The sequence below is a fragment of the Cryobacterium sandaracinum genome, assembly GCF_004403415.1.
Classification (GTDB): domain Bacteria; phylum Actinomycetota; class Actinomycetes; order Actinomycetales; family Microbacteriaceae; genus Cryobacterium; species Cryobacterium sandaracinum.
Genome location: NZ_SOGO01000030.1, coordinates 24,275 through 50,900 on the forward strand (window position 1 = coordinate 24,275; position 26,626 = coordinate 50,900).

The 26,626-nt window shown below is 67.7% G+C and carries 18 protein-coding genes; 12 read left to right on the forward strand and 6 right to left on the reverse strand.

The window, feature by feature from the left end; genetic code table 11:
* Window positions 1–215 precede the first annotated feature (215 nt).
* From E3T25_RS10020 to E3T25_RS10035, 4 genes are all read left to right on the forward strand, one after another.
* On the forward strand, window positions 216–2,438 hold the full coding sequence (locus E3T25_RS10020) for a putative bifunctional diguanylate cyclase/phosphodiesterase (protein WP_206750257.1): 2,223 nt from the start codon (window positions 216–218) through the stop codon (window positions 2,436–2,438).
* A complete protein-coding gene (locus E3T25_RS10025) occupies window positions 2,399–4,738 on the forward strand; it encodes a putative bifunctional diguanylate cyclase/phosphodiesterase (RefSeq protein ID WP_166785038.1) in 2,340 nt (779 codons plus the stop codon). Before E3T25_RS10020 ends, E3T25_RS10025 begins: the two co-directional genes overlap by 40 nt.
* Before the next feature lie 541 nt (window positions 4,739–5,279).
* Complete coding sequence (locus E3T25_RS10030; protein WP_134374017.1) at window positions 5,280–8,123, forward strand: cation-translocating P-type ATPase; 2,844 nt, start codon at window positions 5,280–5,282, stop codon at window positions 8,121–8,123.
* A gap of 63 nt (window positions 8,124–8,186) precedes the next feature.
* A complete protein-coding gene (locus E3T25_RS10035) occupies window positions 8,187–8,687 on the forward strand; it encodes a DUF6328 family protein (protein WP_134374019.1) in 501 nt (166 codons plus the stop codon).
* An 82-nt stretch (window positions 8,688–8,769) separates the two neighbouring features.
* Here the strand turns inward: E3T25_RS10035 and E3T25_RS10040 are convergent, their stop codons facing one another.
* Window positions 8,770–9,423 (reverse strand): thermonuclease family protein, encoded by a 654-nt coding sequence (locus E3T25_RS10040; RefSeq protein WP_134374021.1) that lies wholly within the window; start codon window positions 9,421–9,423, stop codon window positions 8,770–8,772.
* 228 nt (window positions 9,424–9,651) lie between these two features.
* Entirely contained in the window at window positions 9,652–10,599 is a 948-nt protein-coding gene (locus E3T25_RS10045) for a DarT ssDNA thymidine ADP-ribosyltransferase family protein (protein WP_166785984.1), read from the reverse strand.
* A gap of 187 nt (window positions 10,600–10,786) precedes the next feature.
* Here E3T25_RS10045 and E3T25_RS10050 point away from each other — a divergent pair, with 187 nt between their 5' ends.
* Window positions 10,787–13,069 (forward strand): FdhF/YdeP family oxidoreductase, encoded by a 2,283-nt coding sequence (locus E3T25_RS10050; protein ID WP_134374025.1) that lies wholly within the window; start codon window positions 10,787–10,789, stop codon window positions 13,067–13,069.
* Window positions 13,070–13,207: 138 nt separating this feature from the next.
* Here the strand turns inward: E3T25_RS10050 and E3T25_RS10055 are convergent, their stop codons facing one another.
* Window positions 13,208–13,486 carry a hypothetical protein gene (locus E3T25_RS10055; RefSeq protein WP_134374027.1) on the reverse strand — a complete coding sequence of 93 codons (279 nt, stop codon included), beginning with the start codon at window positions 13,484–13,486 and terminating at the stop codon, window positions 13,208–13,210.
* 543 nt (window positions 13,487–14,029) lie between these two features.
* On the opposite strand from E3T25_RS10055, the gene E3T25_RS10060 reads away from it, so the two are divergent.
* Window positions 14,030–15,124 (forward strand): S-(hydroxymethyl)mycothiol dehydrogenase, encoded by a 1,095-nt coding sequence (locus E3T25_RS10060; RefSeq protein WP_134374029.1) that lies wholly within the window; start codon window positions 14,030–14,032, stop codon window positions 15,122–15,124.
* Window positions 15,124–15,753 carry an MBL fold metallo-hydrolase gene (locus E3T25_RS10065; protein ID WP_134374031.1) on the forward strand — a complete coding sequence of 210 codons (630 nt, stop codon included), beginning with the start codon at window positions 15,124–15,126 and terminating at the stop codon, window positions 15,751–15,753. The genes E3T25_RS10060 and E3T25_RS10065 overlap by 1 nt, the downstream gene beginning before the upstream one ends.
* 452 nt (window positions 15,754–16,205) lie before the next feature.
* Here E3T25_RS10065 and E3T25_RS10070 read toward each other — a convergent pair whose 3' ends face one another.
* Complete coding sequence (locus E3T25_RS10070; RefSeq protein ID WP_134374033.1) at window positions 16,206–21,071, reverse strand: NAD-glutamate dehydrogenase; 4,866 nt, start codon at window positions 21,069–21,071, stop codon at window positions 16,206–16,208.
* Between the two features lie 176 nt (window positions 21,072–21,247).
* On the opposite strand from E3T25_RS10070, the gene E3T25_RS10075 reads away from it, so the two are divergent.
* The 3 genes from E3T25_RS10075 (at window position 21,248) to E3T25_RS10080 (ending at window position 23,049) form a co-directional block, all read left to right on the forward strand.
* A complete protein-coding gene (locus tag E3T25_RS10075) occupies window positions 21,248–22,228 on the forward strand; it encodes an NAD(P)H-quinone oxidoreductase (protein WP_134374035.1) in 981 nt (326 codons plus the stop codon).
* Between the two features lie 68 nt (window positions 22,229–22,296).
* Entirely contained in the window at window positions 22,297–22,425 is a 129-nt protein-coding gene (locus tag E3T25_RS17695; protein ID WP_255409004.1) for a hypothetical protein, read from the forward strand.
* 423 nt (window positions 22,426–22,848) lie between these two features.
* The gene (locus tag E3T25_RS10080; protein WP_134374037.1) at window positions 22,849–23,049 is read left to right on the forward strand and encodes a hypothetical protein; all 201 of its coding nucleotides are present in this window, start codon (window positions 22,849–22,851) and stop codon (window positions 23,047–23,049) included.
* Between the two features lie 43 nt (window positions 23,050–23,092).
* Here the strand turns inward: E3T25_RS10080 and E3T25_RS10085 are convergent, their stop codons facing one another.
* The gene (locus tag E3T25_RS10085) at window positions 23,093–23,839 is read right to left on the reverse strand and encodes an endonuclease/exonuclease/phosphatase family protein (protein ID WP_134374039.1); all 747 of its coding nucleotides are present in this window, start codon (window positions 23,837–23,839) and stop codon (window positions 23,093–23,095) included.
* A gap of 118 nt (window positions 23,840–23,957) precedes the next feature.
* On the opposite strand from E3T25_RS10085, the gene E3T25_RS10090 reads away from it, so the two are divergent.
* A complete protein-coding gene (locus E3T25_RS10090) occupies window positions 23,958–24,548 on the forward strand; it encodes an MOSC domain-containing protein (protein WP_241980780.1) in 591 nt (196 codons plus the stop codon).
* A 66-nt stretch (window positions 24,549–24,614) separates the two neighbouring features.
* On the forward strand, window positions 24,615–25,415 hold the full coding sequence (gene heR, locus E3T25_RS10095) for a heliorhodopsin HeR (RefSeq protein ID WP_134374041.1): 801 nt from the start codon (window positions 24,615–24,617) through the stop codon (window positions 25,413–25,415).
* A 175-nt stretch (window positions 25,416–25,590) separates the two neighbouring features.
* Here the strand turns inward: heR and E3T25_RS10100 are convergent, their stop codons facing one another.
* Window positions 25,591–26,457, reverse strand: a complete 867-nt coding sequence (locus E3T25_RS10100; protein ID WP_166785985.1) for an alpha/beta fold hydrolase — start codon at window positions 26,455–26,457, stop codon at window positions 25,591–25,593.
* Window positions 26,458–26,626 lie beyond the last annotated feature (169 nt).

Below are 26,626 nucleotides of genomic sequence, written 5' to 3' on the forward strand. Positions count from 1 at the left end.
GTCGGTCGTTCACTCAATCGTAGGGCGGTGCGCCGCCGCGCCCCGTCCACGATTCCCCACCCCCAATCGAGCGGGTCGGTTGGTTCTCCGTCTTCCGCCGCTGCTAATCTGAGATTAGATAACGTGGGGGTTCCGTGCAGTTGAATTCAGGGGCGCCCTGCGGCCGCCTAGTTCGAGGTTTCTTTGCCAGGAGCGCCTCCTGGTCCGCCTGGCTGATGGCCGTGTTCCTGGGCAGCTACGTCATCGGCCTGCTGATGCCCGACGACGGATTCCACCTCTTCGTCGACGGCTGGCTGGCGTCCCTCCTGAAGTTGTCCATGGTCGTCGTGTGCTGGGCCGCCGTGACGCGCAAGCGCTCGCGGAGCCGAGTGCGGATCGCGGCCAGCGGTCTGGAGCGATTCCGGCATCCCGAACTCCTGCTCACGGCCGCGGCGGTCACCATCATCGCGATCGTCGATTCCTACTCCCTGTGGATGCTGATCTGGGGTGCCGAGATGTTCCCCCGCGTGAGCGAGGTCGGCTACCTCCTGTTCTTCGCCCTCATGCTATTCGTGCTGGTCATCATGGTGCGCCGCCAGCTGCGCGGCATGGTCTGGTCGGTGGTGCTGGACAGCGCCATCGGTGCACTCGGCGCGGCCTCGGTGCTGGCCGTGCTGCTCGGCCCGATGGCGAACTCAGTCGACGCGGCCGGGGCGAACAAGGCCATCGCCGCCGCCGTCGCCTACCCACTGTTCGACCTGCTGCTGGTTGCCGTCGTCGTCGCACTCACCACCTCGCAGGGCCCGGTTGCCGGCCGCCGCTGGATCCTCCTCGTCTTCGGCCTACTGATGTTCACGTCCACCGGTCTCGTCTTCGCGTTACTCGAAACCAGGTACGTTCTCGGCACTCCTCTGGACGCCGGCTGGGCCGTGGGTCTGGCCCTGATCGCGGTGTGGGCGGATGCCTCGTCGCGACCCGATCTGGTTCGGAACAACTCCTCCAACGGCGTGGCGGCCCTGGCGCTGCCGGCGGTGTCGACCGCGGCCGGCCTGGGTGTGCTGCTCCTCGCCAGCCAGACGCCGGTTCCCCACATCGCGATCGGGCTGGCGGCGGCGACCCTGGCCCTCGCAGCCGTTCCCCTGGTCTCCCGGCAGGTGGCCCTGCGTCGCCAGTCCAAGACCGACGAGCTGACCGGTCTGCCGAACCGGCGTGCGCTGTACGCCGAGGTCTCGTCGAGACTGGCCGACGACAGGAGCCGGAACCGGGCGCTGCTACTGCTGGACCTGGACCGCTTCAAAGAGGTCAACGACAGCCTCGGGCATGACGCCGGCGACCGGTTGCTCGTGCAGGTCGGCCTTCGTCTGCTGGAAGGACTGCAGTCCGGTGACCTGCTCGCGCGGTTGGGCGGCGACGAGTTCGCCGTCCTACTCGAGCGCACCGACCAGGTGGAGGCCGAGGCGGTGGCCAACAAACTCCGGGCCACCCTGGCCCAGCCGTTCACCCTGGAAGGCATCTCCCTGCAGACCAGCGCGAGCATCGGAATCGCGCTCTACCCCGACCAGGGCGATGACCTGACCGCACTGCTGCGCAAGGCCGACATGGCGATGTACAAGGCGAAGGCGACCCACAGCGGCCACCACGTCTACCGCAGCGCGGACAACCGCCACGGTGACGCCCGTCTGCGCACCCTGCAGGAGTTGCGCCTCGCCCTGACCGAGGACCAGCTGGTTCTGCACTACCAGCCGAAGATCTGCCTGAAGACCGGGTTCGTCTCAGGCGTCGAGGCCCTCGTGCGCTGGAACCACCCCGAGCGCGGTCTGCTGTTTCCCGACCAGTTCCTGACTCTGGTCGAAGAGGCCGGTCTCATGCACGCGCTGACCCAGGAGGTTCTGCGGAAGGCGTTGGACCAGTCCGTGCTCTGGGCGGCCCAGGCCCGTACCCTGACGGTTGCGGTGAACCTGTCCGCCAGCTCACTGATCGACGCCGATCTGCCCGAACGGGTGGGCACCATGCTGTCGGCCCGCGGTCTTCTGCCCACCGCGCTGATGCTCGAGATCACCGAGGACTTCCTGATGGCCGACCGCGACCGAGCCCGGGACATCCTGACCCGGTTGCGCGCCAGTGGTATCCGGATCTCCGTCGACGACTTCGGCACCGGTTACAGTTCGCTCGCCTATCTTCGTGACCTGCCCATCGACGAGCTCAAGCTGGACCAGTCCTTCATCTTCCCGATGGCCGACGACGCCCGGGCCGCCGCACTGGTGGCCTCCACGATCGACCTCGCGCACGGCCTCGGCCTGAAAATGGTCGCCGAGGGCGTGGAGAACAGCGTCGCCTACGACGAGCTGGTGCGCTACGGATGCGACTTCGCCCAGGGATACTTCATGTCACGCCCCCTCTCCGCCGCGGCACTCGACGAGTGGCTGACCGCGAGGCAGAGCGCGGCGGCCCTGCCATGACCGGCGGCACCCGTGAGCGGTTCCGCTTCGGCGCGCTGACGCTCATGCTGGTACTGGTCATCGCCTACACCCTCGGCCTGGCCCTGAAGGGCGATGACTTCAGCCCTCTGGTCGACGGCTGGCTCGCCATGCTCTCGGTGTGGGCACCCGTGCTCGTGGGCTGCGCCGCCGTCTACCGGGTCGGGCGCGGGCAGATCGAGGTGGGCCTCGCCACCGCCGCTCTGACCATGAACGCCCTGGCGGACACCTACTACCTCGTCAGCGCGGATGCCGACGGTGCGTCACCGTTTCCCTCGCCGGCCGACATCGGCTATCTGCTGTTCTACCTGCTCCTGCTCTGGGCGCTGGCGGTGCTCGTGAACCGGCAACTGCGCGGATCGGCCTGGTCCGTCTTCCTGGACACCGCCGTGGGTTCCCTGGGTGCCGCCGCAGTGCTGGCCGTCATCCTCAGCCCCGTCTTCGATTCCGCCGCCGCGGACCCGCTCAGCCTCGGTGCCGTCATCGCGGCCGCCTATCCGGTGCTCGACCTGCTGGTGGTGGCGGCGATCGCCGGGATCGTGGCGTCGCACGGCCCGGATGCCGGGAAGCGCTGGATGCTCCTCGTCGCCGGCCTGGTGGTCTTCGCCGGCGCCGACACCGTCTTCGCGCTGCAGGGTGACCTGTACACGGTGGGCACCCTGCTCGACGCGACCTGGAACATCGGGGTCGTACTGATTGCGCTCTGGGTGGACGGCACCTCCCTCCCGCGCCCGGTGCGAGATCGCAGGGCCACGGCCACAACCGTGTCCGCTCTGGCCGTGCCGATGGTGTCGACGATCGCCGGACTCGGGGTTCTGATCCTCGCCAGCCAGGTCACGGTGTCAAACCTCGCCGTGGCCTTGGCCGGGGCAACCATGGCGCTGGCGGTGGTGCCGCTGGTCGGCCGGCAACGGGTTCTGAACCTGCTGGCGCGAACGGACGACCTCACCGGTCTGCGCAACCGCCGCGCATTCAATGCGGACGTGCCCACCCGCCTGGCAGCGGTCGAGGGCCGGACGAGTGCCCTGCTGCTGCTGGACCTTGACCGGTTCAAAGAGGTCAACGACAGCCTCGGCCATGACGTGGGTGACCGGCTGCTGATCCAGGTCGGCATCCGTTTGAACCGGCAGCTGCGTGCCGGAGACCTCCTGGCCCGCCTCGGCGGCGACGAGTTCGCGATCCTGCTCACGGACTCCGCGCGGGAGGATGCCCTGACGGTGGCCGTCAAACTGCGCGCCGCGCTGGCCGAGCCGTTCATTCTGGAGGGCATCACGCTGCAGACCAGCGCCAGTGTCGGAATCTCCCTCTATCCCGACCAGGGCAAAGACCTGACGGCGCTGCTCCGCAAGGCCGACATGGCCATGTACAAGGCGAAAACGAGCCGCGGTGGCCACCACGTATACGACAGCGACGACGACAGCCACGGCGAGACCCGGCTGCGCACCCTGGCCGAACTGCGCCTCGCTCTCACCGATGAGCAGCTGGTGCTGCACTATCAGCCCAAGGTCGACCTCGGCAGCGGGGCGGTGCGGGACGTCGAGGCCCTTGTGCGCTGGAACCATCCCGAGCGCGGCCTGCTGCTGCCCGATCAGTTCGTGCCGATCATCGAGGAGGCCGGGCTGATGCACACCCTGACGCAGGTCGTGCTGCGGCAGGCGCTGGACCAGGCCGTGCTCTGGCAGGCGCAGGGGCATCCGCTGACCATCGCCGTGAACCTGTCGGCCAGCTCACTGGTCGACACGGAACTGCCGGACCGGATCGGTGCCATGATCGCCGCCCGCGATCTGCCCTCGTCGATCCTGGCCCTGGAGATCACCGAGGAATTCCTGCTCAATGACCGGGGCCGGGCCCGAGGCATCCTCACCCGGCTACGCGAGCAAGACATCCGCATCTCCGTCGACGACTTCGGCACCGGCTATAGTTCGCTCGCCTACCTGCGCGATCTGCCCATCGACGAGCTCAAGCTCGACCGATCCTTCGTCTTCCCGATGGCCGGCGATGCCCGAGCCGCGACCCTGGTGTCCTCGACGATTGCGCTGGCCCACAGTCTGGGGCTGCGCATGGTGGCCGAGGGTGTGGACAGTGGCGCCGCCTACGACCAGCTGGTCGGCTTCGGCTGCGACTTCGCGCAGGGCTTCCACCTGTCGCAGCCGCTTTCCGCCGCCGAGCTGGACACCTGGCTCGCCGACCGACGAGTCGCAGATACCGCGTCGGCGCACGCGTGTGAGGTCGCACCCGCCGTGCCGCCCGGTGACCTTGTCGCGGAGCCGGCCGAGGTGTAGACCTCCCCTGCAAAGTGCGCCCTGTTCCCGTGGGGAGAGCACCGGGACGCGGATTGGGGATCATCATGACGCGGCGACGTTCACCACTGCGACGGATGCTGGTGGTCCCTCTTCTCCTGATTACGGGTTCGCCCGCTTGCTGGGGAGTGCGATCAGAGTCTGGTCCGGATTGACTTCGACTGGTGGTCGAAGCCAGTAGTCCGTTTCGGTTCGGATGATGCTCCATTGCTGGTTGTGCAGGAGCAGGTGGTGTGGGTGGCAGAGCAGCACTCCGTCGGCGAGGTCGGTGTAGCCGTTGTCGTTCAGCCAGTCGTTGATGTGGTGGGCTTCGCTTCAGGCGGGATCTGTCGCAGTCGACCCATCGGCATCCGCCGTCGCGAACCCCCATTGTGGAAGGTACGCCGGGACGGACGGGATGTCGAAAGGCACCGACGCAGCACCGACGCAGCGCCGACGCAGCGCCGGCCGCGGCTCGGTTCTACACTGGGTGGAGCCGCGGGCCAGACCGACCCGGCACTCCCGGAAACGAGGAACCCACCCGATGGACGCGTCTGCTCAATCGGAGAAATCAGCTCAATCGGAAATATCGGACCCGGTCGACCGTCTCGCAGTCGATCCCGCCGTTACCGATGCTGCCGAGATCGCCCGCCGGCTCGAGACCGACGCCGCCCGGGGCCTCACCGGCGCCGAAGCCGCGCGTCGCCTCACGGCCGAGGGCCCGAACGAGCTGCGCAGCGTGCGCCCGGTGCCGTTCTGGCGCCGGATCCTGGCCCAGTTCAACGACCCTCTGATCTACCTGCTGCTGGTCGCCACCGCGGTGTCGCTCGGCGCCTGGCTGATCGAGGGGGCACCCGGCCTGCCCGTGGACGCCATCGTGATCGCCGTGATCGTAGTGCTCAACGCCGTGCTCGGCCTGGTGCAGGAGGCGCGCGCCGACAACGCCGTGGCCGCCCTGTCCAACATGACAGCGGCATCCTCGACCGTCATGCGCGACGGCCTGCTCGCCACCGTGCCCAGCACCGAGCTGGTGCGCGGCGACCTGCTGGTTCTGGGTGAGGGCGACAGCGTGGGGGCGGATGCCCGCCTCACCGAGGCGAGTTCGCTGCGGATCGCGGAGGCCTCCCTCACCGGCGAAAGCGAGGCCGTCACCAAGAACCCGCGCACCCTTCCCGCCGCGGCCGCCCTCGGCGATCGCCTGAACATGGTCTTCAAGGGCACCGCCGTCAGCCAGGGCGTCGGCCGCTGCATCGTCACCGGAACCGGCATGAACACCGAGGTCGGCGCCATCGCCACGATGCTTGACCGCACCGAGGCGCACCCCACCCCGCTGCAAACCGAGATCGGCCACATCGGCAAGCTGCTCAGCGTCGTCGTGATCGCGATCGCCACGGTCGTGATGCTCACCATCGTGCTCGCGCAGGGCGTGTCCACACCCGCCGACTTCGTGACCGTGTTCCTGCTCGGGGTATCCCTCGCGGTCGCAGCCGTTCCCGAGGGGCTGCCGGCAATCCTGTCGGTGATCCTCTCCATCGGGGTACAACGGATGGCGCGGCAGAATGCCGTTGTCAAGAACCTGAAATCCGTGGAGACCCTGGGCTCCGCATCCGTGATCTGCTGCGATAAGACCGGCACACTGACCCGCAACGAGATGACGATCCAGCAGTTGCTGACCGCCTCCGGCCGGGTAGATGTGACCGGGGTGGGCTACCGCCCCGAGGGCGAACTGCGCCAGGGCACCGAACCGCTCACAGACCCGGCACTCCGCTTTGAGGCCCAGCTGGTGCTGGGCGTCGGTTCCCTCGCCGGCAACGCCCAGCTGACCGAGCAGGACGGCGAGTGGGAGATCCAGGGTGACCCCACGGAGGCCGCGTTCCTGGTGGCCGCGGCCAAACTCGAGGGCACCACCGGGCACATGGCCCGGTTCGAACGTCGGGGTGAGATGCCCTTCACCTCGGAACGCAAGATGATGTCCACCCTGCACCAGGAGACCGGCGACGACAGCCTGCGGATCTTCAGCAAGGGCGCGCCCGACGTGCTCCTCGAGCGCTGCGCCTACGTGCAAGTCGGCGAGACGGTCGTACCTCTGACCGCCGAGCAGCGGCCACGGATGCTTGCCGACATCCAGGCGCTCTCGGCCCAGGCCTTCCGCACCCTGGGTGTCGCCTACCGAGTCGCCGACGAGAACACGGCGCCGCTCGACGAGGCCGACGAGCAGGGCCTGATCTACGCCGGGGTGGTCGGCATCATCGACCCGCCCCGCGCCGAGGTGACGTCAGCCGTCCAGGAAGCCCACCGGGCGGGCGTGCGTGTGATCATGATCACGGGCGATCACCCCGCCACGGCCGCGCGGATCGCGAGTGACCTGGGGATCGTCGAACCGGGGGCGACGGCGCTGGCGGGAGCAGACCTCGACCACCTCGACGAGCCGGGGCTGCGGGAGGCGGTGCGCGACACATCCGTGTTCGCCCGCGTCTCCCCGCGGCACAAGCTGCGGATCGTCGACGCCCTGCAGGCCAACGGCGACATCGTGGCGATGACCGGCGACGGCGTCAACGACGCCCCGGCCCTGAAGTCCGCCGACATCGGCGTGGCCATGGGCATCACGGGCACCGAGGTGACCAAGGAGGCCGCGAAGATGATCCTGGTCGACGACAACTTCGCCACCATCGTCGCCGCGGTGCGGGCCGGCCGGGTCATCCTCGACAACATCAAGAAGTTCCTGCGGTACCTGCTGTCCTCGAACATGGGCGAGGTGCTCACCGTGTTCCTCGGCGTGCTCCTCGCCGGGGCGCTGGGCCTGACCGGCGCCAGCAGCGAGACCGTGGTGCTGCCCCTGCTGGTCACCCAGATCCTCTGGATCAACCTGATCACCGACTCCGGCCCGGCCCTGGCGATGGGCGTCGACCCGGAGATCGACGACGTGATGGCCCGCCCCCCGCGCGGGATCAACGACCGTATGATCGACCTGCGCATGTGGGTGGGCATCATGTCGACCGGCCTGGTGATGGCGGTGGTCACCCTCGCCACGATCGACCTGTTCCTGCCCGGCGGGCTGCTGCCGGTGCTGGAACCCGGCACGGACGGCCTCACCGTGGCCCGCACCGCGGGGTTCACCACCCTGGTCTTCGCCCAGCTTTTCAACACACTCAACGCGCGCTCCGAGCTGACCACCGCGTTCCACCGGCTGTTCGTGAACCCGTGGCTGTGGGGGGCGATCCTGCTCGCGATCCTGTTGCAGGTGGCCGTGGTCGAACTCCCGCTCCTGCAGACCGCGTTCGGCACCACCTCGATGGACCCTCTGCACTGGGCCGTCTGCGTGGGCATGGCATCCGTTGTGCTGTGGGTCGAGGAACTGCGCAAGTGGATCCTGAGGGTGCGCGCCTGACCTCTCCCGTTCCATGCTCGACGCGTGCGATCTCGTTTCCGCAAAGCGCATTACGATCGGGGCATGAGCCTGTCAGGACCACCGGAACCCACGGCGACGGAGCCGGTATCCGCGCCCCGCCGCAACGAAACGGATGTCCAGCGCCTCGACCGCAATTGGCTCTCGCTGTTGCAGGAGCTCAGAGTCACCCAGACGGGCACCCAGATCGTGGGTGGTTTTCTGCTCGCCCTCGCCTTCCAACCGCGGTTCACCGAACTCGACCTGTACCAACTGACCGTGTATCTGATTCTTGTCGCCACGGCCACCACCACCACCGTTCTGGCGCTAGGGCCGGTCAGCCTTCACCGGCTGCTCTTCGGGAAGCATGCGATGAAGCAGATCGTGCGGGTCGCCGACGTGCTCGTGCGGGCCACACTGGTTGGTGTCGCCGTGATCCTCGCCGGCACCACCCTGCTGGTCTTCGACGTGGTGCTGGGCCGAACGGCCGGTCAGGTGGCCGGGGCCGCGGTGCTGCTGGTCATCGCGGCGGTCTGGCTGGTCCTGCCGCGCCGGGCGAAGCGCTGAGGACGACGCGCCGGGGTCGACTGGCGGCGGACGCCTGGCGGGGGACGACGCGCGGGGATATCGGTGGGACGGCTTCGCCGCATCAGCAGGCGCCCCACTGGCCCGCACCTGCCGTCGTTGCGGCGTCCTCGGCCGTACGCAGCAGCGGGTAGTGCGCGTCGTTCGGCGGGATCATCAGCGACTCGGCGGCGCCGCCGGCGACGAGCTCGTAGTTGACGAATCGCCCGTCCCCGGTCCAGAGATAGAACAGGCTACGGCCGTATCGGTCAGTCGAGTCCTGGTCGACGGTGACCCAGGTGCGGCTGCCATCGGGGAGGAGCTCCCGCAACTGCTCCGCGGCCTGATCGCCGAAGCATTCGGCGCTGTCCCCCACCTCCGGCGTATCGATTCCGAGCAGTCGCACCTTGACGGCATCCGTCGTCGCCACCAGGGCGTTCGGCTGGTCCGTTCGCAGAAAGAGCGTGTCGCCATCATGCACATGCTCCACGGTCATCGGGACGGCTCCGCTCGGTCGTGCGGGGATGCCGCCGACGGCTGTCTCGACGGTGCCGTCCGCGGCGGTCGCCACCGGGCCGGTGCTCTTGCCGGAACTCTGGCCGGAGCCTTGGCTGGCCGAGCTCAGCATGCTCTCAAACTCGGTCACCAGAAATCCCGACTGCTGGACCCAGGCGAAGCCGAGTACTCCGAGAACGAGAACACCGATCGGCACGCGCGAGCCGCCCTGTCGTCTACCCATTCCCCGAGACTAGGGCAGAGCCAGGCAGGCACACGCCACCCGCCGTGTCTGACGAGTCCGAGGCCCGGGAGCACCTCCGTCGCGAACGAATTCGGCGGAGATTTTGCCGGAACCGGCCCCGAAAACTCTGAAAAAGCTGCTTTTCACGAGAATCTCCGTCGAATTGGTTCGACGCCGGACAGGGCAGGCCGGGCACGTGGCGAGAGGGCGCTCCGGACGTCTGACCGGCTAGGGCGCTGCGGTTTCCTCAACGGCGTGGAACCACGGCGGGTACACGACGACCTTGGGCTTGTGCGCCTCGGCGGCGAAAATGCTGCGCACCGCGTCGCGCACCTTGTCGTTGGCGACGCCGACGAGCGTGACCAACTCGAACGGGAACGACTCGGTGACGAGCAGTTCCGCCTCCCGGATCTTCTGTGATTCCTGATCGGCGCGCAGCGAACGCAGCATGCGGTCGGCAGTCTCGGGAGCAGAGCCGAACCTGGTCAGGGCCCCCGCGGCATCCCCGTTGGCCACCGCGACGCTCGCTGCGACGGTTTCCTCAGCGCCGGCCTGGGCGTCGAGGAGCTTCTTGACCGTGCTGACCAGAATGACGAAGTCGTACGTCGGAGAGCGGTGCGCCTCCGGCGACAGGCGCGGGTCGTTGGATTCGGTGAGGAGGCTGTCCCACAGACGCGCATTGGGCGAGAGGAAGAACGGCACGTAGCAGGCGACGCTCGCGCTGTCGTCTCCGGCGACGAGCGCGGCACGCCGGGCCGCGCGCTGCGGTGCCGACGACAGGTCGACGACCGGCCGGGCGGTCCAGGCGTCGCTCGCGTCGGCAAGCAGGCGCCCGCTGTTCAGGATGCCGGCGAGGTTGCGGATGTGGGTGACGTGGTAGATCCGCTGCTCACCGACGTTGTCGTGGGAGGATTTCGTGCTCCTGACGGGCTTCACGGTGCTGGCGACCTTGGCGGTGGCCGGCTTCGCGGTAGCGGTCTTCGCGCTCAGGGTGGGATTGGGTCCGCCCAGGGTGACGGTGCGCGGTGACGGCGAACTGCGAAGCGACGGTGCGCGGCCCGTCGACTTGCTCCGGCTGGCGCGGGTGGCCACGCCGGGCACGATTTCGGGAGCGGCCTTCGGGAAGCAGCTGGCGCAGAGGCCGCCTTCGAGTCCATGGATGCATTCGTCGCTCAAGCTAGAAAAACCTTTCGTGTGCGTGGCCCCCACACTCTTCAAGTCCGATGCTTGAAGACCACATATCAACGGTACGGTCATTTCTGACCTCGTGGTGACCGATGGCGGGATCCGTTCGGCGCATTTCGGCCTGAGGGTGAGTCGCACATGCCTTGTCGGCCCCGGCGAAGGGTGCTACTACCGACGTATGAGCAGCGTTGACGATATCGACGAGGACAAGATCGAGGTCGGCAAGCCCAGGGAATGGGCGGCGGGGGTGCCAGGCGTCACCCATGCACTGGGGCCGGCCTTCCGGCAGATGGGTGTGCCGCGCAGCCTGAAGGCACTGACTGCGATGAACCAGCGGGACGGTTTCGACTGCATGAGCTGCGCCTGGCCGGATCCCGATCGGCGCAAGACGTTCGAGTTCTGCGAGAACGGCGCCAAGGCGGTGACCTGGGAGGCAACGCCGATCAGGATCCCGGCCGAATTCTGGGCCGAGAACCCGATCAGCGAGCTGCTCACGAAGTCGGAGTACTGGCTCGGCATGCAAGGCCGCCTCGTGCAGCCGGTGCACAAGCCGGCCGGGTCCGAGCACTACCAGCCGATCACCTGGGACGACGCGTTCAAGCTGATCGGGGACACCCTCCGCGGACTGGACTCGCCCGACCAGGCGACGTTCTATACGAGCGGTCGCACCTCCAACGAGGCGGCCTTTCTCTACCAGCTGTTCGTGCGCGCGCTCGGCACGAACAACCTGCCGGACTGCTCGAACATGTGCCACGAGTCGACCAGCCACGCGATGGCGGAGACCGTCGGGATCGGCAAAAGCACCGTCACCTACGCCGACTTCGCCCGTGCGGACCTGATCATCATCATGGGGCAGAACCCGGGCAGCAACCATCCGCGGATGCTCACGGCGCTGGAAGAGGCGAAGGAGGCGGGCGCCGCCATCGTCGCCGTCAACCCGCTCTTGGAGGCCGGGCTGATGCGCTACAAGAACCCGCAGAAGGTGCGGGGCGTCGTCGGGGCCGGAACCGTGATGGCCGACCAGTACCTGCAGATCCGGCTCGGCGGCGACATGGCCCTCATGCAGGCCCTCTCCCGACGGGTGCTCGACGCCGAGGCCGCCCGGCCCGGAACCGTGCTCGACCATGCGTTCCTGCGCGAGAATTGTGTCGGGCTGGAGGAGTTGCGCGAGCACCTCGCCCACCAGGATGACGGTGCGGTCCTGGCGGCCACGGGGTTGCGCGCGGCCGAGATCGACGAGCTGGCCGACCGGTATCTGCGGGCGGACCGGGTCATCATCACCTGGGCGATGGGCATCACCCAGCACAAGAAGGCCGTTCCGACAATCCGAGAGATCATCAATCTGCTCCTACTGCGCGGCAACATCGGCAAGCCCGGCGCGGGGGCGTCCCCGATCCGCGGGCATAGCAATGTGCAGGGCGACCGCACCATGGGCATCTGGGAGAAGATGCCACCGGCGTTCCTGGACGCCCTGGAACGAGAATTCGGGTTCGACCCGCCCCGCGTGGACGGCCTGGACAGCGTCGACTCCATTCGCGCCATGCGCGACGGCCTGGTCACGGTCTGGATCGCCCTGGGCGGCAACCTGGTCGGCGCGATCTCCGACACCGTCGTCGCCGAGGCCGCAATCCAGAAGACGGTGCTGAGCGTGCAGATCTCCACCAAACTGAACCGGTCCCACGCTGTGGTCGGCGACCAGGCGCTCATCCTGCCGACCCTGGGCCGCACCGAGATCGACCTGCAGGCCACCGGCCCGCAGTTCGTGTCGGTTGAGGACACGGTCTCCGCGGTGCACTCGTCCACCGGCCTACTCCCACCGGTGTCGGATCAGCTGCTCTCCGAGGTGGCCATCGTGTCGCGCCTCGCCCGGGCCGCCCTCGACGGCACCGCCTCGATCGACTGGGCCGGTTTCGAGAGCGACTACGACATCATCCGTGACCACATCTCGCACGTCATTCCGGGCTTCGCCGACTTCAACCAACGCATCCGCCAGCAGGAAGGTTTCTCCCTGCCCCATGCGCCGCGCGACCTGCGCACCTTCCCGACCCCCAGCGGCAAGGCCCTGCTTACGGTCAACGAACTCGAGCCCCTCGAACGGCCGCCGGGGCGCCTGCTCCTGCAGACGCTGCGCTCGCACGACCAGTTCAACACCACGATCTACAGCCCCAACGACCGCTACCGGGGCATCAAGAACGGCCGCCAGGTCATCTTCGTCAACCCGGAGGATGTCGCGGAGCTGGGTTTGATCAGCGGCATGCTCGTCGATGTGCACAGCGAGTTCAGCGACAACGTCGACCGGGTGCTGCGGCGGTTCCGGCTCGTCGCCTACCCGAGCGCCCGCGGCTGCGCCGCCGCCTACTTCCCCGAGGCCAACGTGCTGGTGCCCCTGGATTCCACCGCGGAGGGCAGCAACACCCCCGTCTCCAAGGCGGTGCTGGTGCGGCTGGAACCCTCGCGCTGACCAGATACACACCCTGACCAGAACGAAAGCAGGGCGCCCGATCCGCTGCGACCCGGCGGCGGAGGGCCGCACGTCGAAATCGAAGATTGCCGTGGGATGTGCACGATAGAGCAGGATTTTCGGGCTGGTCGTCGAGGCTCACCTCGAGTCCCGCCGCGAGGCGGATGTCGACGCGAGGCGGATGGCGCCGCCGCGGGGCGCCGACAGGTGCGTGACGCTCACGGCGCGCGCCATCATCACCGCGCGCAGCACGAGCGGCTGCCAGGTGAAGATCGTGGCACCGAAGTCGAGCACGCCGCTGACCTTGAGCAGCTCCGGCGGCAGGGAGGCGGCCGTGGCCTGCAGCAGAGCCGCGGACGACGACAGCCCGAGCGCCCACCGATCAGAGGAGGCGTTCACCGGCATCGGACCGTCCATTGCGGAGATTTTTCTGTGGGAGGTGTCGGAGCGCGTGCTGCCGCGCTGAGCGCATCCGTTGCCGCGCTAGAAAGTACGCAGAATAGTCAATTTTCCTAGACATCCGAGTCGAGGTCTGCCTACACTCAAATCTCGCGAATGCCTTTCTCTGGGCTGGGGAACTCGTTTTCAGAATCGAAACTGAGCTCCGAATGAACGACGACAACTTGCTTCCCACGCCGGCCTGCGCTTCCTGCTACGACCCGATGGCGTCGGTCGGCGGCGGCTGGTGGTGCGATCACTGCCAGGAGTTCGCGTAACCGGTCGCGTGCTTCCGGCCGGTCGCGTTCTCGGCCGGTCGCGTGGCTCCGCGCGCGGCATCCGCACCCTGAACCTCCTAACGAATTCGACGGAGATTTTGCCTCTACGAGCCTGTTTCGGGCCGAAACGGGTTCTCTCTGGCAAAATCTCCGTCGAATTGGTTGGATAGGGCAGGGCAGGGAGGTTGGGTAGTGTAGTTGGGTTCCACCACCGCCTGTCCGGGCACCAACCCAGAGGAGTCCCATGTCGATCACCGTTAAAGGCGTCATCGCTCGATCGAAGGGCGCGCCGGTGGAGCTTGTCGACATCGTCATCCCCGACCCTGCGCCCGGTGAGGTCGTCGTCGACATCGAGACCTGCGGCGTCTGCCACACCGACGTGCACTACCGTGAGGGCGGCATCAACGACGAGTTCCCATTCCTGCTCGGCCACGAGGCCGCCGGCCGGGTCAGCGTCGTCGGCGAGAGCGTCACCCACGTCGCCGTGGGCGACTTCGTCGTGCTGAACTGGCGCGCCGTCTGCGGCGACTGCCGCGCTTGCAAGCGCGCCGAGCCCTGGTACTGTTTCAACACCTTCAACGCCACCCAGAAAATGACCCTCACGGACGGCACCGAGCTCAGCCCCGCCCTCGGCATCGGCGCCTTCGCCGAAAAGACTCTCGTGCACGAGAAACAGTGCACCAAGGTCGACCCTGCCGCCGACCCCGCGGTCGTCGGACTGCTCGGCTGCGGCATCATGGCCGGCATCGGGGCCGCCATGAACACGGGCAACGTGACCAGGGGCGACTCGGTCGCCGTGATCGGATGTGGCGGCGTGGGTAACGCGGCGGTCGTCGGGGCCCGGCTCGCCGGGGCATCCGTCATCATCGCGATCGACCGCGACGCGAAGAAGCTCGCGACCGCCCAGACGCTGGGCGCCACCCACACCATCGACTCAGCCGGCCTCGACGAGGACGGCGTGGTCGCGGCCGTGCAGGCACTGACCGGCGGCTTCGGCGCGGATGTCGTGATCGACGCCGTCGGGCGTCCCGAGACCTGGCGGCAGGCGTTCTACGCCCGCGACCTGGCTGGCACCGTCGTGCTGGTGGGCGTGCCGACCCCCGAGATGATGCTGGAGATCCCGCTGCTCGACGTGTTCGGCCGGGGCGGTTCTCTGAAATCGTCCTGGTACGGCGACTGCCTGCCGGAGCGCGACTTCCCGATGCTGACCGACCTCTACCTGCAGGGCCGCCTGCCGCTGGACGAGTTCGTCAGTGAACGAATCGGAATCGGGCATATCGAGGAGGCATTCGCGAAGATGGCCCGCGGCGACGTGCTGCGCTCCGTGGTCGTGCTCTGATGACGGCGCGGATCGAACACCTCGTCACCTCGGGCAGCTTCAGCCTCGACGGCGGCACCTGGGACGTGGACAACAACGTCTGGATCGTCGGCGACGACGACGAGTGCGTTGTGGTCGACGCGGCCCACGACGTCGACGCCATCCTCGCCGCGGTCGGCGACCGCAAGCTGGTGGGCATCCTCTGCACGCACGCGCACGACGACCACATCGGTGCCGTCGCCGGGGTGCAGGCCGCGCACACCGCGCCGACCTACCTCCACCCCGACGACATGATGCTGTGGGACCGGGTCTACCCGGATGCCCCGCCGAGCCGTCCGCTCGAGAACGGCCAGCGCATCCGGGTGGCCGGTATTGAACTCGAGGTGCTGCACACGCCGGGGCATTCTCCCGGCGCCGTCTGCTTCTATGCGCCCGCGCTCGGCACGGTCTTTAGCGGCGACACCTTGTTCCATGGCGGACCCGGCGCGACCGGCCGGTCGTTCAGCGACTTCCCCACGATCCTCTCCTCGATCAAAGGCAAGCTGCTGATGCTCCCGGCGAGCACCGTCGTGCTCACCGGCCATGGCGAGTCGACGACAATCGGCGCCGAGGCCGGGCACCTGGATGAATGGATCGCCCGCGGCCACTAGAGCGTGACCCCGGAAGACTGCCCCGGAAATCCGTCGAGCGGCGCCGCCGATGTGGTCAGAATCCGTTTTTGGCAGCACGGACTGTGGCTAACTCAGGAGATCCCCGCACGCCGGGGACGCCCACCGCGTGATTCCGCGGCACGTGTGCGGCCAAGAGGCATTGCGTTGTCAGATCTCCTGAGTCAGCCACACTGCGGCGGAGGGTGGTTCGGGACACCGGCTCCCCGCGGGCGACCCTGACCGGGCTCAGGCATCCGTCTGTTCGGGCCATCCACTGTGGCTAATTCAGGAGATCCCCGTGCCCGGCCGGCACCCGCCTCGTGATTCCGCGGCCGATGCCGGCCCACACTCATCAGGCTCGCCATTCTCCTGAGTTAGCCCCAAACGGCCGGTGGCAGCAGGCAGTAATAGTGGGCAGCAGCGCGCAGCGACGGATGTCCGCAGCCGGCAGGTCAGCGGCGCACGATCGAGCGCAGCAGCCGCACAACCACGGACAGGGACGCCATGTCGTCCTGACCGAGGGCGTTGACCTCCTCGAACACGCTGCGAGCCCGTCCCAACTGTTCCGCGTTGAGCGCCTCCCAGGCGAGCAGTCGGGCGTCGGCGTGGCCGGCATGTGTTTCCTTCAGCACCGCCCGCGTCATATCGGCGACCGTCGAGTACAGGTCGTCGCGGAGGGCGGCGCGGGCCAGGGCCTGCCAGCGGTCCTTGCGCGGCAGCACGGTGATGCGCTCCAGCAGGTTGTCCACCCGGAACCGGTCGTAGACCGTGTAGTAGACGCCGGCGACGTCGGCCAGAGGCTCATCGACCTGGGCGGAGATCTGCGCCACGTCCAGCAGGGCGAAGGCCTCGAAGAGTTCAGCCCACCGGCGACCGAGGTTCTCCGGTACGCCCCACTCCTGGGCGGTCTCCAGCAGGGACTGCACGCGTTTGAGGTCGCCGCCCTTGAGGTAATCCTCCAGGTGGGCGCGCATCAGGTCCATCTGCGGTTTGTACTGGGCCACCACCTCGCCCACCGGTCGCGACGCCCCCTGGTTGACCTGCCAGCGCACGGCCCGGTCGAGCAGGCGACGGATGTCCAGGTGGATCGACGTCCAGTGCTTGGTCGGGAACGACGACGGCAGGGCGTTGACCTCGGCCACGAGCACGTCGATTTCGAAGATCTCCCGCAGCGCGACGAAGGCTTTCGCGACCGTGGCCTGGTTCGCCGAGGTTTCCTCCATAGCCCGGAACGCGAAGGTCACGCCGCCGAGGTTGATCATGTTGTTCGCGACGACGGTGGCGATGATCTCGCGGCGCAGCGGATGCGTGTCGAGCTCGGCGTCGAAGCGCTCGGACAGCTGCACCGGAAAGTACCGGCGCAGGGTTCGGCCGAACCAGGGGTCGTCGGGCAGGTCACTGTCCCGCAGCGTGGTCGCCAGATCGATCTTGGCGTAGGCCGCCAGCACGGACAGCTCGGGTGAGGTCAGGCCCTGGCCCGTTTCAAGGCGCTCCCGCAGCGTCGCCGTGGTGGGCAGCGCCTCCAACTTGCGCTTGAGGTCGCCCGAGGCCTCCTGCCAGTCCATCAGCCGTTCGTAGCTGGGGCTCCAGGTGGTCACCTTCGCCCGGTCGTTGAGCAGCAGGATGTTCTGGTCGACATTGTCTTCCAGCACCAGCCGCGCCACCTCGTCGGACATGGAAGCAAGGAACTCCGACCGCTCCGACTCGGCCAACTTGCCGGCGGTCACCATCCGGTCGACGAAGATCTTGATGTTGACCTCGTGGTCGGAGCAGTCCACCCCGGCGGAATTGTCGATCGCGTCGGTGTTCAGGATCACGCCGGTGAGGGCCGCCTCGATGCGCCCGAGCTGGGTCATCCCGAGGTTTCCGCCCTCGCCGACGACCTTGACCCGCAGATCCCGGCCGTCGACCCGGATGGCGTCGTTCGCTTTGTCGCCGACCTGCGCGGCCGTCTCGCTGCTGGCCTTCACATAGGTGCCGATGCCGCCGTTATAGAGCAGGTCGGCCGGGGCGGCCAGGATGGCGCGGAGCAGTTCCGGCGGGCTCAGCCGCACCGTCCCGTCCGGCAGCCCGAGTGCGGTGCGCACCTCGGCGGAGATCGGCACCACCTTGGCCTGGCGCGGGAAGACCCCGCCGCCGGCACTGATCAGGCTGGTGTCGTAGTCCGCCCACGACGACCGCGGCAGGGCGAAGAGGCGCGCTCGTTCCTGGAAGGAGCGCGCGGCATCCGGATTCGGGTCCAGGAAAATGTGCCGGTGGTCGAAGGCCGCCAGCAGACGGATGTGCTCCGAGAGCAGCATGCCGTTGCCGAAGACGTCGCCGGACATGTCGCCCACGCCGACGACCGTGAAGTCCTCGGCCTGCGTGTCGACGCCCAGTTCGCTGAAGTGGCGCTTGACCGACTCCCATGCGCCGCGGGCGGTGATGCCCATTGCCTTGTGGTCGTAGCCGATCGAGCCGCCGGAGGCGAACGCGTCGCCCATCCAGAAACCGTATTCGGCGGCGACGCCGTTGGCGATGTCGGAGAAGGTGGCCGTGCCCTTGTCGGCCGCGACGACCAGGTAGGAATCGTCGTCGTCGTGGCGCACCACCCGGGCAGGCGGCACGAGCCGCTCCCCCTCCGCCGTGGTCACCAGGTTGTCGGTGAGGTCGAGCAGCCCCCGGATGAAGGTCTTGTAGCTCCCGATGCCCTCGGCAATCCAGGCCGCGCGGTCCAGCGCCGGATCGGGCAGCTGCTTGGCGAAGAACCCGCCCTTGGCCCCGGTCGGCACGATCACCGCGTTCTTGACCGTCTGCGCCTTGACCAGGCCGAGCACCTCCGTGCGGAAGTCCTCCCGCCGGTCCGACCAGCGCAGCCCGCCGCGGGCCACCTTGCCGAAGCGGAGGTGTACGCCCTCCACCCGCGGGGAGTACACCCAGATCTCGTACTTCGGCCGCGGGAACGGCAACAGCTCGATCGTGGTCGGGTCGAGCTTGATGCTCAGGTAGGGCTTGTCCTGGAAGAAGTTCGTGCGCAGCGACGACTCGATCAGGTTGATCAGGGTGCGCAGCACCCGGTCGGCGTCGAGCGTGGTGACCGCTTCCATGGCCGCCGTCAGCTCATCCTTGACCTGCAGGCTGCGACGGATGCGCTCCGGCTCGGCCAATTCCGGATCGAACCGGGCCTCGAAGAGCGCCACCAGCCCTCGGGTGACGGCCGGATTTGCCAGCAGGGTATCGGCGATGAAGCCGTAGGAGTTGGTGTTTCCGGCCTGGCGCAGGTACTTGGCGTAGCTGCGCAGGATGACGACCCGGTGCCAGGGCATGCCCTCCCGCAGCACCAGTCGGTCGAGGCCGTCCGATTCGATGGCCCCGCTGACGGCGGCGCCGAAGGAGTCGGCCAGGAGTGCGCCGGTCGCAACCGGGTCCACGCCCTCGGGGTAGCTCAAGCCCAGGTCGTAGAGGTAGAACGCGCGGCCGTCGGCGGTCTCGATCTCGAAGGGCACCTCGTCGAGCACCTCGATGCCGAGGTTCTGCAGGAACGGCAGGATCTGGCTCAGGCTCTTGGGCTCCATCATGTAGAGCTTGATCCGGGCATCCTCCGCCGTGACGCCGCGTCCCGCGGTGCTTCCGTCGTCGGCGTCGATGACCGTGTCACCAGCGCCCGTGCCGGTCGGAAGATACACGTTCAGCGCCGGCCGGATCGGCCCGGTCCCGGCGGCCGCCGCCGCGGCGGCGGCCGCGGCGCCGGCCTCGAATCGCTCGATGTCCTGCACGGCCTCCTCGAGCTCGTAATCCACCCGGTAGCTGGCGGGGAACGCCTCCGACCAGAGTTCGGAGAGGCGCTCCGCCTCGTCCAGCGGGTGGCTCTCGCGCAGTTTCTCGCCGATCCCCTCGGGCCAGGACCGCACCGCCATCACCAGCCGGTGCTCCAGCGCGACGGCGTCGACGACGCCGACCGTGTCGTTCTTCTGCAACCGGATACGGAAGAACAGCCGGGCCAGCGCGGACTCGGTCATCCGGGCCTCGAAGTCGACGGACTCGGCGTGGAAGGTGTCCCGCAGCTCCTTCTCGATCCGCAGCCGCACGGCCGTGGTGTACCGGTCGCGGGGGAAGTAGACCAGCGCGGTCATGAACCGGCCGTAGACATCCGGGCGGAGGAAAAGCCGGGTGCGCCGCCGCTCCTGCAGACGCTGGATGGCCAGCGTGGTGGTGAACAGGGTGGGCACGTCGATCTGGAACAGCTCGTCGCGGGGGTAGGTTTCCAGGATGCCGAGCAGCTCCTTGCCGCTGTGCGACCCTGGCGGGAACCCGGCCTGGTCCATCACGGCGTCGACCTTTTCGCGCAGGATCGGCACATCCCGCACCGAGCTCGTATACGCCGTGGCGGCGAACAGGCCGATGAAGCGCTGCTCCCCCCGCACGTTGCCGTCCGCATCGAAACTCTTGATCCCGATGTAATCGAAGTACGCCGGGCGATGCACGCTGGAACGCGAGTTCGCCTTGGTGATCACCAGGGCGCTACGCTCGCGCGCCTTGAGCCGGCCGGCATCCGTCAGGTGCTGAATCTGGTGCCCGTCTTCGGTGGAGCGCAGCAGCCCCAGGCCGCTGCGGTCACGGATGCTCAGCACGTCCTCTCCGTCGACGGTCTCCAGGTCGTACTCCCGGTAGCCGAGGAAGGTGAAGTTGTCGCGGTCGAGCCAGCGCAGCAAGTCCTGCGCCTGCTTGATCTCCTGGATGCCCTCGGCGTGGGCGACGTCGCCGAGCGCGTCGGCGATCTCCACGGCCTTCGTTCGCATGGCCTGCCAGTCCTCGTTGGCGGCGCGAACGTCGCCGAGGACCGTGGCCAGCCCGGCGACCAGAGCAGCCCGCGCCTCGTCGTTGGCGGTTTCGATCTCGATCGCGATCCACGACTCGACCTGGGTGACGGTCTCGTCGACGTCACCGGGCCGGGCGCCGTCGCCTCCGTGCACGCGGGTGACGCCGAGGAGCTCGTTGGTGTTCCGGTCGCGGGTCACGACTAGTAGCGGATGCACTTCGAGGTGGATGGCCGAGTGCTGGCGCACCAGCTCGGCGGTCACCGAGTCAACCAGGAAAGGCATGTCGTCGGTGACGATGTAGACGATGCTGCGGCCGGCTTCGTTCCGGATCTCGATGTTCGGGGTGCTGGGGGTGCGGCTCTGGGCGACCTGCCAATGATGGACGGCCCGCTCGCGGAGGGTTCCCCCATCGGAGTTCTGCCGGTCTTCCCCGGCCAGGTGCTCGTAGTAGTCGCCCAGGAAAGCGTCGAGTGTGCTGCCTGCCGGTGATTTCCCGGTGCGGGTGGACTCAGACGTCATTGAAATAAGCCTCCATCAGAAAATCTCCGCGTCATTGCGGATCACGTGCGTACGACCCAAGGCATGCAACAGCCACGCCCCTGTCTACCATCGTAGATTCCGTGGCCGGGTTCCACAGACCGAACCACCGCGCAGTCGTGGATCCGTCGCAAAGTGCACGCGCGTAGGCTGACCCGATGCGCGCGATCATCGTAGACACCCCCGGCGGCCCCGATGCCCTCACCCTCACAACGGTGAGCGACCTGCCCGTCGGGGCCTGCGACATCCGGATTCGGGTCGCCGCGGCCGGCGTGAACCGGGCGGATGTCGCGCAGCGGCTGGGCAGCTACCCGTCGCCGGCCGGGGCGCCGCAGTGGCCCGGGCTGGAGGTGTCCGGAGTCGTCAATGAAGTCGGCGCCGAGGCAAAGCGGTTCGCGGTCGGCGACCGGGTGTGTGCCCTGCTGGCCGGCGGCGGCTACGCCACCGAGGCCGTGGTGCACGAAGACCTGGCCCTGCCCGTGCCCGAATCCGTGGACCTCGTCGAGGCGGCGGGCCTGCCGGAGGCGCTGGCCACCGTGTGGTCGAACGTGTTCCTGAGTGCGGGGCTGGCCGCCGGGGAGACGCTGCTCGTGCACGGCGGCGCCAGCGGCATCGGCACCACCGCGATCCAGCTGGGCGTGCTCGCCGGCGCGCGGGTGGCCGCGACGGCCGGCTCAGCCGAGAAGCTGGCGGTGTGCCGCAGCCTGGGCGCGGAGATCCTGATCAACTATCGCGAGCAGGATTTCCCCACCGAAATCCAGGCCGCCACAGAGGGGCGCGGCGCCGACGTGATCCTCGACATCATCGGTGGCTCCTACGCGGCCCGCAACGTGGCGGCACTGGCGGTCGACGGCCGCATCATGGTGATCGCCAACCAGAGCGGCGAGAACGCCGACTTCAATCCGTTCCATCTGATGCAGAAGCGCGGCCGGTACTGGGGTACCACCCTCCGCTCCCGCCCGTTCGAGGAGAAGGCGGCCATCATGCGGGCCCTCAGGACGGATGTCTGGCCCTGGCTCGAATCCGGCCGCTTCCGCCCGGTGATCGACAGCATTTTCCCGTTCGAGAAGGCCGCCGAGGCGCACCGGCGGCTGGAGGCATCCGTTCACGTGGGCAAGATTCTGCTGGTCGGTGATTGAGCCCTTCGGGACTCGGGACTCGGGACTGAAACATGCGCTGGAAAAACGGTCTGATGGGAGGACAAGTTTTGAACAGCATCAGTCTGTTCGTGCCGATCCTGCCCGGCAAGCTCGACGCCTGGAAGCAGTTCACCAGGGAGTCGAACGCGCGCATGCGCGAGCACACGGAGTCGCGCCGGCGGGCCGGCATCACCTGAGAAACTGGCACACCGAGAGCCAGTGGGTGGCCACGGCTAGTTCCGACACCGAGTGAGGATGCCGCCGTGGATCCAGAGCTGCTCCACGTTGGTCGGCTTCCACTCTGTCGGCGACCTCCAGCGACACGAGGTCGGCCAGCCATCCGTCCCGAACGAATTCGACGGAGATTCTGCCGAAATCTGCCCTAAACCCACTCTGGAAGGCGATTTCACCCAAAATCTCCGTCGAATTGGTTCGACGCCGAACCCGGCGCTCGCCCGTGCTGAACAGCGTCCGCGCGGTGCAGTCAGCTCTGCCAATCCGGGAGCGATGCAACCAACCGATTCGGACTCACTAGTTCTGGGCAGGCGAGGCACGGTATGCGCCCCGCGGGCCTGCTACCGTAATCGCTGTCGAATCCCCACCCGATTGGAACCACCCGCATGAAGAACTGGTCCTTCACCACCTGCGCCGTCGCCGGGTTCAGTTTCAGTGCCTTCGGGGTGGCCCTGATCATTTTCAACGCCGTGACGGCCAACGCGTTCCTCACCGTCCTGCTCTGGATGGCGGGCGTGGCCCTCCTGATCGGCGGATCCCTGTCGGTGCGTGCCCACCTGCTCTGGACGCGCGGCGACACCCAGTAGACGGGGCCCCGCCCTGGACGCTCAGTAGTCGAGGCCCCGCCCCTTAGATCGCGAATTCGCCGCCCGGAGCGCGCTCCGTCTCGGCGAGGCTGGCCGGCACATTCGTGGCGTTCACCGACTCGTCGCTGTAGGTGGACGTGACCAGGATGGGCAGGTGGTCGGAGGTGCCGAGGGGCAGCGTCTCGACACTGTCGATGGTCAGCCCGATGGAGGTTGCCAGGTCGAAATGCCCGCGGAAGAACTTGTAGCGCGTGTACGTTCGGGTGTCGCTCAGGGTGAGATCGTAGCCGGACTGGGTGATGTGGTCACCGAGGCGCCCCTTGAAGATCGGGTAGTTGTAGTCGCCCACCATCAGGGTCGGCAGGCCCGGCCCGAGCTCGTGCAGTTCTTCGTGCGCGGTGCGGATCTGGTTGCGCCGCAGGGAGTTGAGCGCGGTGAGCGGCGCGGCGTGGAACGAAGCGACGACGATTTCGCGGTGGGCGGCGAGGTCGGTCAATCGGGTGCCGATCAGGCGCTCATGCGCGGGGGTCAGCACGCGGTCGTGCAGTGACTTCTTGAGCGCGAAGGTCTGGGTGCGCTCGTTGGTGAACCGGTCCATGCGATAGTAGATCGCCAGGCCGAGTCGGTTGCGCACAGTGGAGTCGGCGAGGTGCAGGAGACCGATCTCCTCGGGGAGCTCGAGGGTGTCGCATTCCTGCAGACACAGGACGTCGGGATCGTGGTTCTCGGCCAGGGCGATGAGCTCACCACTGGCACGATTCTTGCGGAGGTTATAGCTGATGACTTTCACGACTGACCTTTTTCGACTCGACTCGACTCGCTGAACACCCACCTAGCCTACGTTTGCGACGCAGAAATGCTATATCGGCTGGGTGAATTCTCGGCGGCCCTCATGCGAGACTCGGGGCATGATGCAGGATGCGACGGCCACAGTGACGGCCACAGTGACGGCAACGGTGACGGCAACGGTGGAGTCGGTCAGCCGAGACGAACGGCACGCGTTCAGCAAGCCGACGGTCCCGGACATCCGTTTGATCGCGGGATTCGGGGTGGAGGGCGACGCTCACGCCGGAGCCACGACGCAGCACCGCTACCTGATCGTGAAGGATCCGACCAGGGCGAACCTCACCCAGGTGCACTTCATGCCCGCCGAGCTCTTCGACGAGCTGCGGGGGGCCGGCTTCGAGGTCTCCCCCGGCGAGCTGGGCGAGAATATCACGACCCGCGGGCTGGATCTGTCCGGCCTTCCGCGGGGTGCCCGGCTGCGGCTCGGCACCGACGCGGTCGTGGAGATCACCGGGGTGCGCAACCCGTGCTCACTGATCAACGGGTACCAGAAGGGGCTGATGAAGACGCTGATCGACACGGATGATGCCGGTCAGGTGATCCGCAAGGCGGGGATCATGGGAATCGTCGTCACCGGGGGAAGCGTCGCTCCCGGGGACCCGATTCAAGTGCGGCTGCCGGCCGGGGAACACCTGCCGCTCGGCGTGGTCTGACGCTTGGGTAACGGCAGTCGGCGACCCTGCTAGTCTCGGCCTCACCTGACCTGTGGAGGAGCCCCGATGGCACGCAAGAACTACACCCCCGATCAGAAAATTTCCCGCCTCCGCGTCTACAACATCGTGGCCGGCTCACTGCACCTCGTGCAGGTCCTGGGCTTCGCATACGTGCTCACCCTGCTCAGCACCCAGGTCACCTTTGCCGTCACCGCCGACTATCTGTCGGCTCCTCCCGGCGTGCCGCTGCCGCCCGAGCGGGTGACCCTGTTCGACGTCAACGTGGGCATCGGCGTCGTCTCCTTCCTGGCGCTCTCGGCCTTCTTCCATTTCCTGATCTCGTCGCCGAAATTCTTCCCCCGCTACGCGGCGGGGCTCAAAGCCAACCGAAACTACTTCCGCTGGGTCGAATATTCCCTGAGCTCCTCGATCATGATCTGGCTGATCGCCCAGATCACCGGCATCACCGACATCGCGGCCCTGTTCTCGATCTTCGCCGCCAACGCCGCCATGATCATGTTCGGGGCACTGCAGGAGAAGTACGAGACACCCGGCAACGGCAAGTTCCTGCCCTTCATCTTCGGGTCGATGGTGGGCGTGGTGCCGTGGGTCGTCATCCTGATCTACTTCATCGCCCCCGGCTCGAACACCGAGGCCGCACCGCCGGCCTTCGTCTACGGCATCATCATTTCCCTCTTCCTGTTCTTCAACACGTTCGCCGTCAACCAGGTGCTGCAGTACCGTCAGGTCGGCGGCTGGCGCGACTATCTCCGCGGCGAGCGCGCCTACATCACGCTGAGCCTGGTCGCCAAGACCGCGCTGGCCTGGCAGGTGTTCTCTGGCGCGATCATCCCGGCACTCACCTAGGGCAATCCTTTAGCCGACCAGCTCAGGCCTAATCTGGTACCGGGCATGGCAGGAGCACCACCCCCGTGCTTCGAAGCTGGTCCGCAGCGCCACCTCGTAATCGTCCCGGGCGAAACCAGGGACAGCTGTCGTCTCACCGACGTTCCGGGTCAACAACGACCCAGCCAGGCGACGGCTACAGCGTCGACGGATGAGTGCCCGCAGAGCGCGCACTCGGGGAGTGGGCACCCCCAGCGCGGCCGCCCGCGTCGGAGCCGTCGAGGAACTCGAGGATGTCCGGCAGGAGGCGTGGGTCTGAGATCGCGGCCATGTGCCCCTTGCCGGGGTAGAGGATGAGGCGGGCGTTGGGGATGCGCGCCACCGTCTCGCGGAACAGCTCGGGCGTGTAGAAACCGTCCCGGTCGCCACCGATCAGCAGGGTGGGCGCTTCGATCTCGCCGAGCCGGTCGCGCAGGTTGAAGGCGTCTTCGGCGCGAATGGTGGTGATCAGGTCGGGGCTGGCCTTGCCGAACGTGCGGGGTCCGAGCATCCAGCCCATGCCGGCTGCCAGCCGACTCGGGGGCTTGTCGCCGAGGACACTGAACATCTTCCGGCCGGCCTGCCGCGGGCGCCCGGCAAGAACCTCTTCAGCGACCCGACGCTGCACCTTCTTGCCGTTTGGCCCCAGGGTGTAGGCCGCGCAGACCACGACGAGACGCTGCACCACATCGGGATGGTCGGCGGCGAGTTGCAGGGCGATGCTCCCGCCGGTCGACGTGCCGATCACGTCGATGGGCCCCGGAAACTCCAGGCGCAGAGCGTCGGCGTAGTCCCGGGCGATGTCGGCCATGCTGGCGTTCGGGTCGAGGCCCGGGCGCGGGGTCAGCCTGAGCACGCGGTGCCGGGCCGCCACCGGAGCCAGCATCCGGGTCACAAGCATGCGCTCGACGCCGATCGTCGGTTCAAAGTTCTGGGTGAGGCCCGGGATGACCACCAGCGGCGAGCCCGTGCCGAACCTCAAATAGGGCATCCCTCCGAGGAGGGTGCCCGTTCGCCGAGCCATGGTGCGCGCATCGGTGACATTCTGTGTTTGTGTCGCGGGGGGCATTGAATTGACCCTTTCGTTCATTGACGGTTCCGGATGCCGTCAGCCGGCTCCGCGGAGAGCGGTGCGGCAGAGAGCGGTGCGGCAGCGATCGATCGGCCCGGCAGCAACCGGCTCTGGCGTGGCC